The following is a 16,991-nucleotide window of genomic DNA, read 5'->3' as shown; positions in this document are numbered from 1 at the left end:
TGTCGGGGGTGCTCAGCAGGCGTGCGGGATCCAGGTCCAGGAGAACCAGGAGCCGCCGCGGTGCGGGTCGGAGCTGACGAAGCCGTGGTCGTGCAGGAAGTCGGCGCCCGTGTTGGTGCCGGGGGCGTTGGCGTAGAGCACCGCCGACTCCACCCAGCTGGGCTGCGTGAACTCGGCCATCCAGAACCACGCGTCGATCACGCGCATCGGGCGCCGGCCGATGAGCCACTCGGGGATGCCGAACATCGCCGTGAGCCAGCGCCCGTCCATCGCGGAGGCGAACGCCCGGCCGGGGTTGGCCAGGTCGAGGCTGGTGGTGGTGAAGCTGAGGATGGCGTGCAGACCCTCGAACGCGTCCGCCCAGCGGTCGAAGACGTCCCGGTTGGCGCCCTGCTGGACCGCGTCCATCTGCAGGGTGTTGCAGACCTCCAGGCCGAGCCACTCCAGGTCGCCGTGGCCCAGGCGCAGGTCGCCGTCGTTGCCGGCCGCGCTCGTCGTGAAGTCGCCCTGCACCTGCGAGTCGTCCGGCACGTCGCTGCGGAAGTAGAAGCCGCTCGGGCTGCCGTGGCCAGTGAAGTAGACGATGTCGGCCTGCTCCACCCACTGGTCGGCGTGGCCGCCGCGGGCGTTCGCCTTGAAGTCGTCCTCGAACGCGTTCCCGTCGCCCCAGTTGAAGATCCCGGTGCCGCTGTCGTGGTTGCGCAGCTCGTCCCAGAACCCGCCCGCGTCCTCGTGCTCGTGGGTCAGCGGATTGAGGTTGTTGTACGCGTTGATCCACTCCGTGCCGATGCCGTACGACATCGCCATCCCCCTTCGTCGTCGGACCTGTCACCTGGGAAGAGAGGCACCGCGGGGTGGTGATACGCGCACGGTGGGTCATATCTGCTCGCCCGCGCACGCAGCCGGTCGTAGCGTCCGGCTCATGGACCACCTCCGCCACCACGCCATCCGCGAGAGCTCGCACCGGATCCTCGACCCGTTCACCGACGACCAGCTGGCCACGCTCGGCCGTGCGCTGCGCCTGGATCCGGGCGCGACCGTGCTCGACCTCGCGTGCGGCAAGGGGGAGCTGCTGTGCACGTGGGCCCGGGACCACGGGACGGTCGGTACCGGCGTGGACCTCAACCCGGCCTTCGTCGACGCGGCCCGGGAACGCGCGGCGTCGCTGGGCGTCGATGTCGTCGTCGAGCTCGGCGACGCCGCCGGCTACGTGTCCCCGACGCCCGTCGACGTCGCCTGCTGCATCGGCGCGACCTGGATCGGAGACGGTGCGGTCGGCACCCTGGACCTGCTGGCGCGGTCACTGGCGCCCCGGGGCGTCGCGCTGGTCGGCGAACCGTTCTGGCGGTCCGACCCACCGGAGGCAGCGCGGGCCATCGGCGACTTCCACACTTTCCCCGGGCTGGTCGCCGCGGTCCAGGACGCCGGCTGGGACGTCATCGAGATGGTGCTCGCCGACGAGGCCAGCTGGGACCGGTACGTGGCGGCCCAGTGGCTCAACCTGCGCCGGTTCCTCGACGAGCACCCGGACGACCCGCTGGCGCCCGCGTTCCGCGACGAGCTGACGACCGCTCCCCTGGACTACGTGACGAACCAGCGCCCGTACCTCGGATGGGGAGTGCTCGCCCTGGTGCGGCGGCCGTGATGGACCCCTCCGCCGTCCGCGCGTACTACGCGGCGAAGAGCGAGCACGAGCGGGACCGGCTGCTCTCGCCGGAAGGCCTCCTCGAACGGATCCTCACCACGCGCCTGCTGGAGCCGCACCTCGGCACACCCGGGCGAGCGCTCGACCTCGGCGGCGGCACCGGTCCGTACTCCGTCTGGCTGGCGGAGCTCGGCTGGGACGTCTCGCTGGCCGACCTGTCGCCCGAGCTGCTGGCCATCGCCGAGTCGTCGCTGCCCGCCGGCACGGTCCAGGAGGTCGTCGAGATCGACGCCCGCGACCTCTCCCGCTGGGCCGACGGGACGTTCGACGCGGCCCTGTCGCTCGGGCCGATGTACCACCTGACCACCGCGCACGACCGCGCGCTCGCCGCCTCCGAGCTGGCCCGCGTCACTCGTCCCGGCGGGCTCGTCGCCGTCGCGCTCATGCCGCGGTACACCTCCGTCCGCCGGGTGCTCTCGCTCCCCGACGAGCGCTGGCAGCTGGCCGACCCGGAGTTCGTCGACCGGCTCCTCGACGAGGGCGTCCTCGAGAACGCGGTGCCCGGACGCTTCACGCACGTGTACGGGGTGCAGCCGAGCGAGGTGTGCCCGTTCTTCGAGTCGCACGGGTTCTCGTCGCTGCTGCTGGCGTCCACCCACGGGTTCCTCACCGGCGTCGAGGACGGGTTCGAGGCGCTGCGGGTGGAGGACCCGGCCGCGTACTGCCGGCTGCTCGACCGGGTGGTGGAGACCGCGTCGGACCCCGGCACGCTCGCGACCGCCGGCCACCTGCTCTACGTCGGGCGCACGACCGGCTCCGGTGGGGACACACTCCACACCTGAGGCGTGCCCCGGTCGTCGTCGTCGCACTCGTCGCGCTCGCAGGCTGCGCAGGTGATCCTGCCGAGCCGTTCGACCTGCGGCCGGGCGCGGACGAGCCGCTGCAGCTCTGCTCCTAGACCCCGACCAGCCCCGACTCGTACGCCGCGATCACCAGCTGCACGCGGTCGCGGCAGCCGAGCTTGCGCAGCGCCTCCGACACGTGGGACTTCACCGTGGGCTCCGCGATCCAGAGCTCCGCGCCGATCTCCGCGTTCGACAGGCCACGGGCCACCGCGCGCAGGATCTCCAGCTCGCGGGGCGTCAGGTCCGCGATGCCGACCACCGGCACCGGCGCCGGCGTGCGCGCAGTGAAGTCCTCGACCAGCCGACGGGTCACCGTCGGGCCCAGCAGCATCGACCCGTCGGCGACCATCCGCACCGCCTCGACCAACCGGTCCGCCGTCACGTCCTTGAGCAGGAAGCCGCTCGCACCGGCCCGCAGGGCGTCGTAGACGTACTCGTCCAGGTCGAAGGTGGTGAGGATCAGCACGCGGGTGCCGGGGTGCTCGGCGGTGATCCTCTGCGTGGCCGCGATCCCGTCGAGGTGCGGCATCCGCACGTCGACCACCGCGACGTCGGGCTTCTCGGCGGCGACGAGCGCCAGCAGCTCGCGGCCGTCGTTGGCGGCGCCGACCACCTGCAGGTCGGGTGCCGCCCCGAGGATGGCGGCGAAGCCCAGCAGGACCACGGGTTGGTCGTCGGCGACGACGACGCGGGTCACCGCGGCACCAGGGGCACGCGGATCTCCAGCACGAACTCGTCATCGTCCACCACGGCCGTCATCGTGCCACCCAGCGCCTCGACGCGTTCGCGCATCCCGATCAGCCCGCGCCCCGGCTCCGCGACGCGCTCCGCCGGATTGGTCATCCGGAAGCCGACCGCGCCGTCCGTCTGCGTCCGGCTCAGCCGCGCGGTCACCCCGGGTGCGTGCCGGCGGGCGTTGGTCAGCCCCTCCTGCACGGCCCGGTACAGGACGTAGCCCGTGGCAGGCGGGACCTCGCGCCACTCGCCGTCGAGGTCGACCGGCTGACCCGCCGCGACCGCGCTGGCCACCAGGTCCTCGACGTCGCACGCGGTGGGCTGCGGGGTGCGCTCGCCCTCGTCCGACGTGCGCTGCAGGACGACGAGCACCTGACGCAGCTCGGAGAGGGCCTCGCGGGCGTCGGTCGCGATGGCGGCCAGCACCGCGCGGGCGTCGTCGTTCAGGTCCGGGTGGACGAAGGGCGCCGACTCCGCCCGGACCGCGACGAGCGACACGTGGTGGGCGACGACGTCGTGCAGGTCGCGGGCGAGTCGGGCGCGCTCGCCCGCGAGGGACTCGACCTCGAGGGCGTGCTGTTCGGTGACCTGGGCCGCGACGTGCCGGGCTCTCGCCCGTCGCTCCGCGCCGACCGCGGCAGCGATGCCGACGGCTGCGGTGAACATGACGACGTGCGCGATGAACACCACCCACTGGAAGCCCGGACCGTTGCCCGTCCCTGCGTTCACCAAGCCGATCGGGAGCACCGCCTCCGCACCCGACCCGCAGTAGTAGATCGCGATGGCCACCGCCACGGCCCACGGCAGGACCGCCCTGCGCAACCCGTCGACGGCTGCGACGACGGCGACCGCCATCGTGCCCAGCCACCAGCCGTACACGAACCACCCGGCAGTCGGCACGAGCACCCACGGGACCACCGTGAGCAGCGTCGCCCATCCCGGGGACCACCGAGCGAGCAGCACGCCGAGGACGACTGTCGCCCCCGCGGCGACGGTGAGGCTCGACGCGACGACCACCCAGGCGCCGTCGGCCTCCAGCATGCTGAGGAAGACGAGATTGGGCGTGATCACCAGGAAGGCGCCCACGATCGCCGCGAAGACGGCCGGCGTGACCCACGCCCGCCAGCCGAGGGCGGGCGCCACCGGACGCGGGAGGTGCACGCGGGTGGGCGCAGCTGTGGTCATGGCGCCATGGTGACCGCTGTCGGGGCCGCGTCACCACAGCCGCGCGGCGGAGATCGGAGTCGTCCTCCGGTCGGCTGCCCTCTGCAGCCGCACGTGGCGGACCTCGCGACCACCCGGGACGCCCTCGTCGCGGCGGGCGCCACGGTCGTCCAGGACGCGACGCCGGTCGGCGGCGGACGGACCATCGCCACCCTGACGGACCCGGACGGCCACACGGTGGGCCTGGCCCAGGACGCCTGACCCGCGGAGGGATCGCCGCTGGAGCATGATGGGAGAAGCCACCCGTACGTCTCCGAGGAGTCCCTGTGCCCCTGACCGTCCCCGCACTGCTCACCCCGTCGGCCGGCGCCCCCTTCGAGCGCGGCACCGTCGAGCGCCGGGACCTCGGCGAGCACGACGTGCTGCTCGACATCGCCTTCGCCGGCATCTGCCACTCCGACATCCACCAGGCACGCGAGGAGTGGGGCAAGGCGAGGTTCCCCATGGTCCCCGGGCACGAGATCGCCGGCACCGTCTCCGCGGTCGGCTCCGGCGTCACCAAGCACGCCGTGGGCGACCGTGGGGGCATCGGCTGCTTCGTCGACTCCTGCCGCGAGTGCGAGATGTGCCTGGCCGGCGAGGAGCAGTTCTGCCTGCGCGGGAACGTCGGCACCTACAACAGCAAGGCGTACGACGGCACCCCCACCTACGGCGGGTACTCGACGCAGATCGTGGTCGACGAGAACTACCTGCTGCGCATCCCTGAGGGGATCTCGCTCGACGTCGCCGCGCCGCTGCTGTGCGCCGGGATCACCCTCTACTCGCCGCTGAAGCACTGGGGTGCCGGGCCGGGCACGAAGGTCGCGATCGTCGGCATGGGCGGTCTCGGGCACATGGGCGTGCAGCTGGCGCACGCGCTCGGCGCCGAGGTCACCGTGCTCAGCCAGTCGCTGTCCAAGCAGGCCGACGGCCTGGCGCTCGGCGCCGACCACTACTACGCGACGAGCGACCGCCAGACGTTCCGCGACCTGCGCCGGACGTTCGACCTGATCATCAGCACGGTCGGCGCGGACATCGACGTCGACGCGTACCTGTCGCTGCTGGGGTTCGAGGGGTCGCTGGTGTTCGTCGGGCTGCCGGAGAAGCCGCAGTCGTTCCGCGTCTTCTCGCTCACGGGCGCCCGTCGGAACCTGTCGGGCTCCAACATCGGCGGCATCCGCGAGACCCAGGAGATGCTCGACTTCTGCGCGGCCCACGGGATCGGCTCGGTCGTCGAGACGATCACGGCCGACGACGTCGACAAGGCCTACGAGCGCGTGGTGAGCAGCGACGTCCGGTACCGCTTCGTCATCGACACCTCCACGATCCCGGCGAGTTCGTGAGCTCGCGTCGAGCTCGGTAGCTGGAACAGCCGAGCTCGACCGGAACTCACGAACCCGGCGCGTGATGCCGCCCGCCGCCTACCGTGGCGGGGTGGATCCCATCCAGGCCGTCGCGCCGCCGCTGCCCGGGCGGGTGATCCTGTCGCAGGACTGGTTGCGCGCGAGCTTCCTGCACTGGCGGGTGCCGTCCGACGTCGTCGCACCGCTGCTGCCCCCGGGCACGCGTCCCGACGAGTGCGAGGGGTCCTCGTGGGTGGGCCTGATCGCGTTCCAGATGGCGCGGTTCACGATCGTGCCCGGGCCGGCGCTGCCGTACATCGGGGACTTCCCGGAGATCAACGTGCGGCTTTACACGGTCGACGACGAGGGCCGGCGCGGGGTCCTGTTCCGGTCGCTCGAGGCGTCCCGCGTGCTCACGGTGCTCGGCGCCCGGACGGTGATGAACGTGCCGTACCAGTGGGCGCGGATGTCGATCCGGCGTGCGGGCGACGCGATCGACTACCGGTCGACCCGGCTCACGGGGAGCCGGCCGTCGTCGCACCTCGTGGTCCGGCCGTCGTCGGAACCCGTCACCGACGACCCGCTGGCCGACTTCCTCACCGCGCGCTGGGGCATGCACACCGTGCTGAAGGGCCGGACGAGGTTCGTGCCCAACGAGCACGAGCCGTGGCCGCTGCGCCGGGCGTCGCTGGTGTCGCTGGACGACGAGCTCGTCGCCGCCGGTGGGCTGCCGGGCGTCACCGACCGCGCACCGGACTCGGTGCTGTACTCGCCGGGCGTGCACGCCCGGTTCGCGATGCCGCTCTAGCTGCTCGCCGCGAGCGCCTCGCGCAGGATCCGGATCGCCTTCGGGCCGACGCCGTGCAGCTGCAGGAGGTCGTCGAGGTCCCTGTCGCGGACGTCGTCGAGCGTGGCGATCCTCGCTAGAGCGAGCGCGCGGGTCGCGGGCTTGCCGAGGCCCGGGGGCAGTGGGTCCATGGCCCGAGGCTCGCACAGACGAGGGCACCCCGCAGCAGTGCCGCGGGGTGCCCTCGGTGGGTGGTGGGTCAGTCCTGGGTCGTCGTCGGCGCCGCCTCGCCCGCCAGGATCAGGTACAGGTCCCGGCGCGCGCGGTCGATGACCTCGAGCGCCTTCGTCGCCTGCTCGTCCGTGCCGGTGCGGGCGACCTGGTGGGCCGCCGCGCCGAGCGCCTCGAGGGCACCGCGCAGCGCGCGACCCGGGGAGGCTGGCCGGTTCGCGGCGTCCTCCCAGGGGCTGCCGAGCTGCTCGGCGTTCTCGGTGACGTAGGTGCCGCCCGCCTCGGTGAGCGTGGCCATCTTGCGGCCGGACTCGGCGGTGATCGCCACCAGGCCCTCGTCCTCGAGCAGGTTGAGCGCCGGGTAGATGGCGCCCGGGCTGGGCCGCCACGTGCCTCCCGACCGCTCGCCGATCTGCTGGATCAGCTGGTAGCCGTGCATGGGCTCCTCGGCGAGGAGGAGCAGGATCGCGGCGCGGATGTCACCGCGACCGGCGCGACGGCCGGGGCCGCGGCCACCAGGACCGCCGAAGCCGCGCGGTCCGCCGGGGCCGAAGCCGGGACCGCCGAAGCCCGGGCCGCCGAAGCCGCGACCGCGGTGCTCGTGGTGCTCGTGCGGGAAGGCGCCGCGGGGTCCGCCGCGCCGGGGGTCGAAGCCCTCCTCGTAGGGGGCCTCGGGGAAGTCGCCGCGGCGGCGACGGTTGCGGCCGCGCTGGGCGGTCAGGTCGGAGGTGTCGAACGAGGGGCCGGCGAAGCGGCCGTCGGTGTGGGAGTGAGGGTGTCGCATGGGGATGTCTCCTTGAGGATGTGGTCCGCCGGGCCGGTGCGGCCCTGTCGCGGATCCGGGAGGTCTCTCGATCTCGACCGGATGACTCAAAGATATATCGTCGATAGATCTTTGACAACCCCTAGCGATACATCGGTCCCGAGCCTCCGTGGGACTCTGTCGATCGCACCCGCCGGCGCGCGTCATGCGTGCGACCGACGACGAGAGGACGACCATGACCACCGAGTACATCGTGGCGCTGTACGGCGACCAGACGGTCTGGCACGGCGACGACGCACCCGACCGCGTGCCGGGGTACCGGGTGCACGAGACCTTCGGGAAGGCCTGCGCGGAGGCCGGGCACGAGATCCGCGACAGCGCCGAGCTCCATCACTCCGTGTCGCGCGTCGTCCGACTCAGGGACGGCAGGGTGTCCGTGACCGACGGGCCGTTCGCCGAGCCGACCGAGGTTCTCGCGGGCCTCTACCGGATCGCGACGGACGACGTCGAGGGCCTGGCCGCGCTCGTCGGCGAGCTCGTCAGGGGGACGGGCGAGGTCGCCGAGATCCGCGAGTCGCTCGCTCCCCCGGACGGGTTCTGACTCAGCCGGCCGTCGTCTGCGCGAGCTGGACCAGGTTCCCGCAGGTGTCGTCGAGCGTCGCGACGATCACCGGGCCCATGTCCGTCGGCGGCTGCACGAACCGCACGCCGAGCGCAGTGAGCCGCTCGTACTCGGCGGCGAGGTCGTCGACCCCGAACGACGCGGCCGGGATCCCGTCCTCGACCAGCGCCGCCTTGTACGGGCCGACCGCGGGGTGGCTGCTGGGCTCGAGGAGGAGCTCCACACCGTCCGGGGCCGCCGGCGACACGACCGTCAGCCAGCGGTCGTCGCCGCCGAGCGGGATGTCGTTCTTCGGCACGAAGCCGAGCACGCCGGTGTAGAAGTCCAGTGCCTTGCTCTGGTCGTCGACGAACACGCTGGTCACGGTGAGGCGGATCATGAGGACTCTCCTGGGTCGGGGGCGGGCCAGCGCGCGGTGATCTCGCGCAGGGGTCGGGTGTCGAGGTGGTGGAACTTGTAGCGGCCCTCGCGGCGGACCGTGACGAGCCCGGCCTCCTGCAGCACGTCGAGGTGCTGCGAGACGGCCTGCCGCGTGGACCCGAGCCCGTGCCGCATGGTCAGCCGGGTGCACAGCTCGAACAGCGACTGCCCGTCACGGTCCTGGAGCTCGTCGAGGATCGCGCGGCGCGTGGCGTCGGCAAGGGCCTTGTAGATGTCGGCTGCCACCCCTCTTGTATAGGCAAGCATCAACTTGCCTGTCAAGACCTGTCGATTTCCGGAACCCTCGCGCGTCATCACCGCGACCGGCACAGTGGACGCATGAGGGAGATGACGACATGACCAACCGGTGGATCGTGCTGCTCTGGGGCGACGAGGACTTCTGGGAAGGCGCGTCGCCCGAGACCCAAGAGCGCATCATGAACGAGCACCAGGCGTACTCCGACGCGTGCGACGAGCGCGGCTACAAGATCCTCGGCGGCGAGGAGCTGGGCTTCTCCAAGAACGCTGTCACGGTGCGCGCCGACGGCGACACCCTGGCCATCACCGACGGCCCGTACGTGGAGCTGGCCGAGCACCTCGGCGGCTACTACGTCATCGAGACCGACGACGTGCAGGGCCTCGCCCGGCTGACCGGCGAGCTGCTTCTCACCGACGGCGGCGGAGCCGAGCTGCGTCCCGTCGTGGTGCACGACGCATGAGCGCGAAGACGTTCGTCCTCCTCATGTACGCCACCGAGGGCGACTGGGACGCGGCCGACGAGGCGACCAAGGCCGAGTACTACCGGCAGCACGGCGACTACGACGACCGTGCCGCCGACTTCGGTGTGACGTTCCTGGCCAGCGAGGCGCTCCAGTCGGTGACCACGGCCGTCACCCTGCGGCGGTCCGGCGACGACGCGGAGATCACCGAGGGCCCCTTCGCCGAGACCGTCGAACAGCTCGGCGGCTTCTACCTGGTCACCGCGCCCGACCGGGACGCCGTGCTGCGGCACGCGATGCTGCTGCCCGAGTACACGATCGAGGTCCGCCAGATCGCCCAGATGTGAGTGTGTCGATCCCGCTGCGGCCCGCGCGTCATCGGGGCAGCGGGACGCACCGGGCGTCCTCCCCCCTCCTAGGAGACGACATGGCCGAGTTCACCGTGGTGCTCCACCGCGACGACGCGCACGACGCGCAGCTGACCGACGAGGAGCGCGAGCGCGCGTGGGCGGCCCACCTCGGGTTCCAGCAGCACTGCGCCGAGCAGGGCTGGGAGATCGTGACGACGCGCGCCCTCGGCGCGGCCGCCCGGGGTCGGTCGCTGCGGTCCGACGGCCGCGCCGGGGTGGTCGTCACCGACGGCCCCTACGCCGAGACGGCCGAGCAGGTGGCGGGGTTCTACCTCGTGGCCCGCACCTCGCTCGACGCGCTCACCGAGGCGGTCAGCGCGCTGGTGCTCAACGGCGAGTCCGTCGAGATCAGGCCGACCGTGCGGTTCGTCGACGGCGTCCCCGTGGACGGCGTCGACGCGGTCTCGGCCTCGTGAGGTTCGTCGTCCTCGCGTTCGGCTCCGCCGAGCTGCCCGCCGGCATCACACTGGGGTCCGTGGACACGGCGACCTCGGTGCAGGACCGCGGCGTGCGGGACGGCACGTTCGAGGGACCGGCGTGGGCGCTCACCGGCATCCAGGTGGTCGAGGCGTCGGACCTCGACGCGGTGCTGGAGACCCTGCCCCCGACCGGCACGTTCGAGGTGCGACCCGCTTGGTGACCCCTTCCGACACCGCCCTCGCCGACGCCTGGCGCGACCACTGGTCCCGGCTGATCGGCCTGCTCATCGGCCAGTTCGCGCGCCCCGACCTGGCCGAGGACGCCGTCTCCGACGCGTTCGAGTCCGCCGCGCGGCACTGGCCGGAGGACGGGGTCCCGACGAACACCGGCGCGTGGCTGCTCACGGCCGCGCGCCGCCGAGTCCTCGACCGCCTGCGCTCGGAGGCGGTGCAGCGCCGGAAGGAGCCGTTGATGGTGGTCGACGACGAGATGCGTGCCGCCGCCGCGGCCGCCGTCGACCCCGGCGCCCACGTGGCCGACGAGCAGCTCCGGCTGATCTTCGCCTGCTGCCACCCCGCGATCGCGCCCGACGACCGCGTCGCCCTGACCCTGCGGTTCGTCGTCGGCCTCACCACCGCCGAGATCGGCCGGCTCCTGCTCGTCCAGGAGTCCACCATGGCCGCCCGGATGACCCGGGCGAAGAAGCGGCTGGCATCCTCCGGTATCCCCTTCGCGACGCCCGCTGCCGCCCGGCTGGACGAGCGCCTGGACGTCGTCGCGACCGTCGTCTACCTGGCCTTCACGTCCGGGTACCACCCGGGTGAGGGCGCGGTCCCGCTGCGCGTCGATCTGGGCGACGAGGCGATCCGGCTGCTCCGCGTGCTCGACGACCTGCTGCCGGACCGTGCCGTGATCCGCTCGCTGCTCGCCCTGCTGCTCCTGCAGCACTCCCGTCGCGACACCCGCCTCGACCCCGCAGGCGCCCTGGTCCTCCTGCCCGACCAGGACCGCTCCCGCTGGCACCGCGACGAGATTGCCGAGGGGGTCGCGCTGCTGGAGTCGCTGGCCGCTTCCGGTAGTGGCTCGACCGGGGCCACCGGCTCTGATGCCCGCTCGGCGCCTGACGGTCGTGGTGCGGCTAGCAGGCCCGCGTCGCCCCTCGCCGACGCACCGCGCGCGACCCCTACCTCCGGGCACCAGACCCGCCTCGCGACCGAGTACCGCCTCCAGGCCCTCATCGCCGCCGAGCACGCGACCGCCCCGACGTCCGCGGACACCCGCTGGTCCGTCATCGCCGACCTCTACGCCCAGCTCGAGGCGCTCACCGGCTCCCCGGTCGTCCGGCTGGCCCGCGCGGTGGCGGTGTCGGAGGCGTCGGGCCCGGAGGCAGGTCTGCAGCTGCTGGAGGGCCTCGACGACGCGCTCCCCCGTCACCACCGGGTCCCCGCCGTCCGCGCCGAGCTCCTCACCCGCGCCGGCCACCGCACAGCAGCCGCCGACGCCTACCGAGCAGCCCTGTCGCTGGTGACCAACCCGACGGAACGCACCCACCTGCAGGCCCGCCTGGCAGCCCTGGACGACTGACCCCGCCGAACTCGGTGACTGCGGCCGAGCTCGGTGTCTACATCGACCGAGTTCGGCTCGAGCCACCGAGTTCGAGGTCGCGGTGCACGGCGACGGGCGGGCGCGGTTGTCCACAGGCGCACCCGTGGCGCCCTGGCGTTCGCCGTGGACCGGCATCCTGCGTGTCATGCCCAGACGGCCGCACGACCGCTCCGGCGGAGAGCACGTCGGCCTGCCGCCGATCCAGCTGGCGCGGGACCACCCGCGGAACGTGCCGAGATCCCGATCACGCACCGGCGAGTGGGAGCGGATCTCCCGCGGTACCTACCTGCCCGCCGACGTCGCGCCGGCCCTCGACAGGCCCCGCCGAGTCGCCGTCGGCCGGATCCTCGGTGTGCACGACCGGCTACGTGCGCCGCACTGGTTCAGCCACGAGTCCGCGGCACTGCTGTGGGGGTTGCCCCTGTGGCGGACGCCGAGCCTGACGCATGTCGTCGCGGGGTACACCGCGGGCTCCGGACGTGACACGGACGTCGCGCACCACCCGGTCTCGCTCCCCGCCGACCAACGTGCGTCCGCACGGGGGCTGCCCGTCACCTCCCTGGAGCGCACCGCCGTCGACTGCGCGTCGACCATGCCCGCGATGGAAGGGTTGATCATCGCTGACGCAGCCCTGCGCGCCGGCGCCGACCGGGCGGTTCTCAGCGAGATCGTGGCCGGCCGCGCGCGCCGCCGAGGCATCGCCCGAGCACGGGCCGTCATCGAGCTCGCCGACGACGGCGCCGAGTCACCCGGGGAGTCGGCGGCTCGGTACGTGGTGCTGCGTGACGGACTCCCGCGACCGACGACACAGCTCGCCGTTGCCACGCGTCTCGGGACGTTCTGGGCGGACATGGGATGGGAGGAGTGGCGCCTGCTGCTCGAGTACGACGGTCGGCCCAAGTACGACGGTCGATCGACCGAGGCGTTCATCCAGGAGAAGCGCCGCCACGACGCCATCCTCGAAGCAGGTTGGCGCGCAGTACGAGCGACCAAGGAGGATCTGGCGGGCCGGACCCTGGCAACCCGTCTGGCGAGGCTCATCCCCCCGGGCCATCCGCCACTCCACCAGCGTCGCGACCTGGTCAGCTGACACCCGTCGCCGGAGCGCGAACTCGGTGGCTCCGGCCGAACTCGGTGTCTCCAGTCACCGAGCTCGACGCTGAGCACCGAGTTGGACGGCGGCGGGCGGCGGGGCGGGGGCGGTCAGCCCAGTAGCAGGAGGGCCAGGAGGGTCACGTTCAGGGCCACCACCAGCGCCACCACCAGCACCAGGGTCGCGTGGAGCCAGGGGCCGTTGCGGTGGGGGCCCATGACCGTGCGGGAGCGGGTCAGGGCGACCAGGGGGATGACCGCGAACGGGATGCCGAAGCTGAGCACCACCTGCGAGAGGACCAGGGTCCAGGTGGCGTCGGCGCCGACGGCCAGGAGCACGATCGCGGGGATCAGGGTGACCACGCGGCGGACCAGCAGGGGGATCCGGCGGTGGATCAGCCCCTCCATGATCGTGGCGCCCGCGTAGGCACCGACCGAGGTGGAGGCCAGGCCGGACGCCAGCAGGCCGATGGCGAACGCGATGCCGATGCCGATGCCCAGCGCGGCGACGATGGCGTCGTAGGCGCCGGGGATCGAGTCGGTGCCGGGGACCCCGCGCAGGCCGGACGCGGCCAGGAGCAGCAGTCCGATGTTCACGATGCCGGCGACCACCAGCGCGGCCCCGACGTCCCAGCGGGTGGAGCGCAGCAGGTGGGTGAGCGCGGGCCCGGAGTGGCGTCCGTGGCGGTCCCGGACCAGCGCCGAGTGCACGTAGATGGCGTGCGGCATGACCGTCGCGCCGAGCATCGAGGCGGCGAGCAGGACCGAGTCGGTGCCGTCGAACCGCGGGACCAGGCCGGACAGGACGCCGCGCGCGTCGGGCGGCGACACGAACAGCCCGGCCAGGAACCCGATGCTGATGACGGCGAGCAGCGCGACGATCACGTACTCGAAGCGCCGCTGCCCGTACCGGTTCTGCGTGGCCAGCAGGAGCATGGACACGACGCCGACGATCAGCCCACCGATCGGCAGCGGGACGCCGAACAGGAGGTTCAGCGCGATCGCGCCGCCGACCACCTCGGCGATGTCGGTGGCCGCCGCGACCACCTCGGCCTGCGCCCAGAACGCCAGGCGCGGCCCGCGCCGCATCCGCTGCCCGAGCACCCCCGGCAGCGACTCGCCGGTGACGAGCCCGAGCTTGGCGGACTGGTACTGGACCAGCACGGCCATCGCGTTCGCCGCGACGAGCACCCACAGGAGGAGGTAGCCGTAGCGGGCGCCGGCGGTGAGGTTGGCGGCGACGTTGCCGGGGTCGACGTACGCGATCGCGGCGACGAACGCCGGTCCGAGCAGCAGCGGGGCACGACGACGCCGTGGCGTCCCGACCTGGACGGCGTCGTCCGTCGCACTGCTGACCATGGCCCACCTCGGAAAGTTCGGTCTACCGAACTCATGCTAGCGGACGTGCGGAATCTCCCGCGCAACGGCATCGCGGGGTGGCCGTCACGCAGCAGTCGGGACCTCACGCTCCCAGCCGTCCGCGGTGGGCCGGAACCCGACACGCTCCAGGTACGCGCGCGCCTCGGTCGCGGGCGAGCCGCCCACCACCAGCCGCCGGAACCCGTGCGAGGCGAACACCCCGCTGTCCCGGTACACGAACTCCCCGGGCGTGAAGTCCCGGTACCGCGGCGTCACGTAGTCGAGGTCCACGCGCCCGACCCCGTCACCGGCGGACCGGACCACGACCGCACCGACCAGCTCGTCGCCGCGGACCACGACGAACGACGCCGACGGCGCGGGGTCGACGGCGCTGAACCCCGGGTGGAAGCGGGCGATGTCGGGGGCGTGCGACTCCAGCAGGTGCTGCAGGACGGCGTCGTCGGACGGCACCTCGAGGACCCCGTACACCAGGGCGTCGTGGCGCTCGCGCTGGAGCCGGACCAGCCAGTAGACGTCGATGATCGCGATGACGCCGTTCATCACGGCGAACGGCCAGATCTCGATCACCACGTTGTACGCCGTGGCGATCACCGCCCCCAGGAGGTTGATCACGCGGAAGCGCAGCACCCTGGCCTGCGTGAGCGAGATGATGACCAGCAACGAGCCGATCCAGCCGACGATCTCCCACCACACCATCCGGCGAGCGTAGCGACGTCGAGGAAAAGGTCTCGCCACACCGTGCCGACAGGCGGATCGTGGACGACATGACGACGTGGTCGATCCGCGAGGTACCGGTGTCCGAGACGGCGGACGCGCCCGAGGCGTGGCTGCTGCACGGCTACACGGGGGCGATGAACGACGCTCTGCTGCACGCGTGGGGCAACCGGGACTTCGAGCGCACCGCCACCGAGATCCTCGGGTCGATGCACGACCAGAAGTACGACCGGAAGCCGCGGCTGGTCGCGGTGGCCGACGACGCGCACGACACCCCGGACCCGGACCGCGTCCTGGGCTACGCGATGATCAACCTCCCGCAGCAGGACAACACCCACACGGGTCACGTGGAGGTCGGCGTCCGCCCGGCCCACCGCGGCCAGGGCGTCGGGTCGTCGCTCTTCGACGCGTCCCTCGCGCTGGTCCGCGACGCCGGCCGGACCCAGGTCACGGCCTCCACCGACCAGCAGGTCGAGCCGCCCGAGGGTCCGGGCACGCTCGCCGCGACGACCGGCGCCGGCCGGGTGGCGATCGATGCCGACGGCCCCCGGTTCCTGCGCAAGCGCGGGTTCGCCCTCGAGCAGGTCGAGCGGTACTCGGTGTTCGACCTGCCCTTCGACCCGGAGCTCATGGCGAAGCAGCGCGCGGAGGCGGAGGCGCACGCCGGCCCCGACTACCGCCTGGTGACGTGGCAGAGTCACGTGCCGGACGAGTGGATCGACTCGTACGCGCTGCTGAACACCCGGATGAGCACGGACGCGCCGCTGGGCGGGCTCGACCTCGAGGAGGACGTCTGGGACGCCGAGCGGATCCGCACCTACGAGAAGCAGTACGACGAGCGCGGGCTGGAGCTGCTGGTGCTCGCCGCCGAGCACGTCCCCACGCACTCGCTCGCGGCGTTCACCTGCTTCATGGCGGTCCCCAACAGAGACGAGTTCGTGCACCAGGACGACACCCTCGTGCTCAGGGAGCACCGCGGGAAGCGCCTCGGGATGCTCGTCAAGACGGCCAACCTGCAGCGGCTCGCGGCGGAGCGGCCGACGGTCCGGCGCGTCGGCACGTGGAACGCGGAGGAGAACTCCTACATGCTCGGCATCAACGTGGCGCTCGGGTTCCGGCCGGCCGGCGGCTCCGGGGAGTGGCAGCTCAAGCTGAGCTGACGTGGGCGGTGCTGGTCCGAGAATGCGGCACCGACTGCTGCCACCAGCCGGACCAGCGGTGCTCCACCTCGGCGATCGTGGCGTCGTCGAGCCCGTAGGTGGACAGGATCGCGTCGACCGTTCCGTGCGGCGGCGAGGTGCCCGCGGGCGTCTCCATGACCACCAGGAACGACTCGGTGATCCCGTGCAGCCGCAGGCCGAACTGCAGGGGCGTCCGGTAGATCAGGGTGCCGCCGAGCAGGGTGCCGTCGGGGCGGCGGGCCTGCACGTGGCCGCCGACGGGCACGCCGTGGATCCCCCTCAGGCCGGCCCGGTCGAGGAGCCGGTTGCCCCGCTCGCCGGCGTCGAGACCGAAGATGCTCAGCGTCCGGCGGTCCTGGTCGGGGTGGATGCTGAGCGCGAACTGCAGCTGGTGCGCGAACGCGATCCAGCCCTCGTCGATCTCGTCCCGGACCCCGTCGAAGAGTGCGAGGCCCTGGTGGCTGCGCCGCGTCACGGTCAGGTGCGTGCGGTGCGGCTGGTGCGCGGCGGACCGCAGGGTGAGCCTGTCGTGGGTGGGCAAGGTCAGCGTGTGGATGGTCTCGTCGCCGATGACGTCCTGGGACTCGACGGCGCCGTCGACGAACAGACGCCGGACCTCGGCGTCGAGTCCCGGGTGGTCCCAGCCGTACCAGCGGCGCACCAGCGCGGGATCCCGCAGGTACGGCCAGACCTTCCCCAGCGACAGGGGGATGTCGACCGACACGACCTCACGGAGCTCCAGCGTCATCGCCATCACCTCGGTGCTCGCCAACCACTCGGACACTCCGACCGTAGCCCGACGCGACCACAACCGCG

At 72.6% G+C, this 16,991-nt stretch carries 23 protein-coding genes; 13 read left to right on the top strand and 10 right to left on the bottom strand.

Going from position 1 to position 16,991, the window contains the following annotated elements; all coding sequences use genetic code 11:
• Positions 1 to 12: 12 nt before the first annotated feature.
• On the bottom strand, positions 13 to 807 hold the full coding sequence (locus tag ASD18_RS04310; protein WP_056087137.1) for a DUF6345 domain-containing protein: 795 nt from the start codon (positions 805 to 807) through the stop codon (positions 13 to 15).
• 115 nt (positions 808 to 922) lie between these two features.
• Here ASD18_RS04310 and ASD18_RS04305 point away from each other — a divergent pair, with 115 nt between their 5' ends.
• Both ASD18_RS04305 and ASD18_RS04300 read left to right on the top strand, forming a co-directional pair.
• Positions 923 to 1,645, top strand: a complete 723-nt coding sequence (locus ASD18_RS04305) for a cyclopropane-fatty-acyl-phospholipid synthase family protein (RefSeq protein WP_056087134.1) — start codon at positions 923 to 925, stop codon at positions 1,643 to 1,645.
• Positions 1,645 to 2,487: a bifunctional 2-polyprenyl-6-hydroxyphenol methylase/3-demethylubiquinol 3-O-methyltransferase UbiG gene (locus ASD18_RS04300; RefSeq protein WP_056087129.1), complete on the top strand. Its 843-nt coding sequence runs from the start codon at positions 1,645 to 1,647 to the stop codon at positions 2,485 to 2,487. Before ASD18_RS04305 ends, ASD18_RS04300 begins: the two co-directional genes overlap by 1 nt.
• 112 nt (positions 2,488 to 2,599) lie before the next feature.
• Here ASD18_RS04300 and ASD18_RS04295 read toward each other — a convergent pair whose 3' ends face one another.
• Both ASD18_RS04295 and ASD18_RS04290 read right to left on the bottom strand, forming a co-directional pair.
• Positions 2,600 to 3,247, bottom strand: a complete 648-nt coding sequence (locus ASD18_RS04295; RefSeq protein ID WP_056087126.1) for a response regulator transcription factor — start codon at positions 3,245 to 3,247, stop codon at positions 2,600 to 2,602.
• Entirely contained in the window at positions 3,244 to 4,470 is a 1,227-nt protein-coding gene (locus ASD18_RS04290; RefSeq protein ID WP_082573524.1) for a sensor histidine kinase, read from the bottom strand. The genes ASD18_RS04295 and ASD18_RS04290 overlap by 4 nt, the downstream gene beginning before the upstream one ends.
• Positions 4,471 to 4,563: 93 nt before the next feature.
• Between ASD18_RS04290 and ASD18_RS20970 the strand changes: the two genes are divergently transcribed.
• The 3 genes from ASD18_RS20970 to ASD18_RS04280 all read left to right on the top strand — a co-directional run bounded on the left by ASD18_RS20970 (position 4,564) and on the right by ASD18_RS04280 (position 6,639).
• On the top strand, positions 4,564 to 4,710 hold the full coding sequence (locus ASD18_RS20970) for a VOC family protein (RefSeq protein WP_156387882.1): 147 nt from the start codon (positions 4,564 to 4,566) through the stop codon (positions 4,708 to 4,710).
• A gap of 65 nt (positions 4,711 to 4,775) precedes the next feature.
• On the top strand, positions 4,776 to 5,831 hold the full coding sequence (locus tag ASD18_RS04285) for an NAD(P)-dependent alcohol dehydrogenase (RefSeq protein ID WP_056087119.1): 1,056 nt from the start codon (positions 4,776 to 4,778) through the stop codon (positions 5,829 to 5,831).
• Positions 5,832 to 5,922: 91 nt separating this feature from the next.
• The gene (locus ASD18_RS04280; protein ID WP_235522253.1) at positions 5,923 to 6,639 is read left to right on the top strand and encodes a YqjF family protein; all 717 of its coding nucleotides are present in this window, start codon (positions 5,923 to 5,925) and stop codon (positions 6,637 to 6,639) included.
• Here the strand turns inward: ASD18_RS04280 and ASD18_RS21280 are convergent.
• Both ASD18_RS21280 and ASD18_RS04275 read right to left on the bottom strand, forming a co-directional pair.
• Positions 6,636 to 6,809, bottom strand: a complete 174-nt coding sequence (locus ASD18_RS21280) for a DNA-binding protein (RefSeq protein WP_200938472.1) — start codon at positions 6,807 to 6,809, stop codon at positions 6,636 to 6,638. The genes ASD18_RS04280 and ASD18_RS21280 overlap by 4 nt on opposite strands.
• Before the next feature lie 68 nt (positions 6,810 to 6,877).
• Positions 6,878 to 7,633, bottom strand: coding sequence for a PadR family transcriptional regulator (locus tag ASD18_RS04275; RefSeq protein WP_056087113.1), 756 nt, complete (start codon positions 7,631 to 7,633; stop codon positions 6,878 to 6,880).
• Positions 7,634 to 7,847: 214 nt separating this feature from the next.
• On the opposite strand from ASD18_RS04275, the gene ASD18_RS04270 reads away from it, so the two are divergent.
• On the top strand, positions 7,848 to 8,213 hold the full coding sequence (locus tag ASD18_RS04270) for a YciI family protein (RefSeq protein ID WP_162251723.1): 366 nt from the start codon (positions 7,848 to 7,850) through the stop codon (positions 8,211 to 8,213).
• 1 nt (position 8,214) lies between these two features.
• Here ASD18_RS04270 and ASD18_RS04265 read toward each other — a convergent pair whose 3' ends face one another.
• Both ASD18_RS04265 and ASD18_RS04260 read right to left on the bottom strand, forming a co-directional pair.
• Positions 8,215 to 8,613, bottom strand: coding sequence for a VOC family protein (locus ASD18_RS04265; RefSeq protein WP_369817247.1), 399 nt, complete (start codon positions 8,611 to 8,613; stop codon positions 8,215 to 8,217).
• Positions 8,610 to 8,900: a helix-turn-helix transcriptional regulator gene (locus ASD18_RS04260; protein WP_056087105.1), complete on the bottom strand. Its 291-nt coding sequence runs from the start codon at positions 8,898 to 8,900 to the stop codon at positions 8,610 to 8,612. Before ASD18_RS04260 ends, ASD18_RS04265 begins: the two co-directional genes overlap by 4 nt.
• Before the next feature lie 110 nt (positions 8,901 to 9,010).
• On the opposite strand from ASD18_RS04260, the gene ASD18_RS04255 reads away from it, so the two are divergent.
• From ASD18_RS04255 to ASD18_RS04230, 6 genes are all read left to right on the top strand, one after another.
• Positions 9,011 to 9,373: a YciI family protein gene (locus ASD18_RS04255; protein WP_056087103.1), complete on the top strand. Its 363-nt coding sequence runs from the start codon at positions 9,011 to 9,013 to the stop codon at positions 9,371 to 9,373.
• Entirely contained in the window at positions 9,370 to 9,720 is a 351-nt protein-coding gene (locus tag ASD18_RS04250) for a YciI family protein (protein WP_056087099.1), read from the top strand. The genes ASD18_RS04255 and ASD18_RS04250 overlap by 4 nt, the downstream gene beginning before the upstream one ends.
• Before the next feature lie 80 nt (positions 9,721 to 9,800).
• Complete coding sequence (locus ASD18_RS04245; protein ID WP_056087096.1) at positions 9,801 to 10,199, top strand: YciI family protein; 399 nt, start codon at positions 9,801 to 9,803, stop codon at positions 10,197 to 10,199.
• Entirely contained in the window at positions 10,196 to 10,423 is a 228-nt protein-coding gene (locus ASD18_RS04240) for a hypothetical protein (RefSeq protein ID WP_056087093.1), read from the top strand. Before ASD18_RS04245 ends, ASD18_RS04240 begins: the two co-directional genes overlap by 4 nt.
• Positions 10,420 to 11,787, top strand: coding sequence for an RNA polymerase sigma factor (locus ASD18_RS04235; RefSeq protein ID WP_369817246.1), 1,368 nt, complete (start codon positions 10,420 to 10,422; stop codon positions 11,785 to 11,787). Before ASD18_RS04240 ends, ASD18_RS04235 begins: the two co-directional genes overlap by 4 nt.
• Before the next feature lie 166 nt (positions 11,788 to 11,953).
• The gene (locus tag ASD18_RS04230; RefSeq protein WP_056087085.1) at positions 11,954 to 12,898 is read left to right on the top strand and encodes a hypothetical protein; all 945 of its coding nucleotides are present in this window, start codon (positions 11,954 to 11,956) and stop codon (positions 12,896 to 12,898) included.
• Positions 12,899 to 13,011: 113 nt separating this feature from the next.
• Here the strand turns inward: ASD18_RS04230 and ASD18_RS04225 are convergent, their stop codons facing one another.
• Positions 13,012 to 14,259: an Nramp family divalent metal transporter gene (locus tag ASD18_RS04225; protein ID WP_056087082.1), complete on the bottom strand. Its 1,248-nt coding sequence runs from the start codon at positions 14,257 to 14,259 to the stop codon at positions 13,012 to 13,014.
• A gap of 84 nt (positions 14,260 to 14,343) precedes the next feature.
• Positions 14,344 to 14,976, bottom strand: a complete 633-nt coding sequence (locus ASD18_RS04220) for a YgjV family protein (RefSeq protein ID WP_056087078.1) — start codon at positions 14,974 to 14,976, stop codon at positions 14,344 to 14,346.
• A gap of 68 nt (positions 14,977 to 15,044) precedes the next feature.
• On the opposite strand from ASD18_RS04220, the gene ASD18_RS04215 reads away from it, so the two are divergent.
• Positions 15,045 to 16,154 (top strand): GNAT family N-acetyltransferase, encoded by a 1,110-nt coding sequence (locus ASD18_RS04215; protein WP_056091533.1) that lies wholly within the window; start codon positions 15,045 to 15,047, stop codon positions 16,152 to 16,154.
• Here ASD18_RS04215 and ASD18_RS04210 read toward each other — a convergent pair.
• Positions 16,141 to 16,923, bottom strand: coding sequence for a hypothetical protein (locus ASD18_RS04210; protein WP_056091530.1), 783 nt, complete (start codon positions 16,921 to 16,923; stop codon positions 16,141 to 16,143). The genes ASD18_RS04215 and ASD18_RS04210 overlap by 14 nt on opposite strands.
• Positions 16,924 to 16,991: the final 68 nt, after the last annotated feature.

Origin of the sequence: Cellulomonas sp. Root137, assembly GCF_001426725.1 — a bacterium.
GTDB lineage: Bacteria > Actinomycetota > Actinomycetes > Actinomycetales > Cellulomonadaceae > Cellulomonas.
The sequence above is the reverse complement of the archived record's forward strand: the minus strand, read 5'-3'. Positions and strand labels throughout refer to the sequence as shown.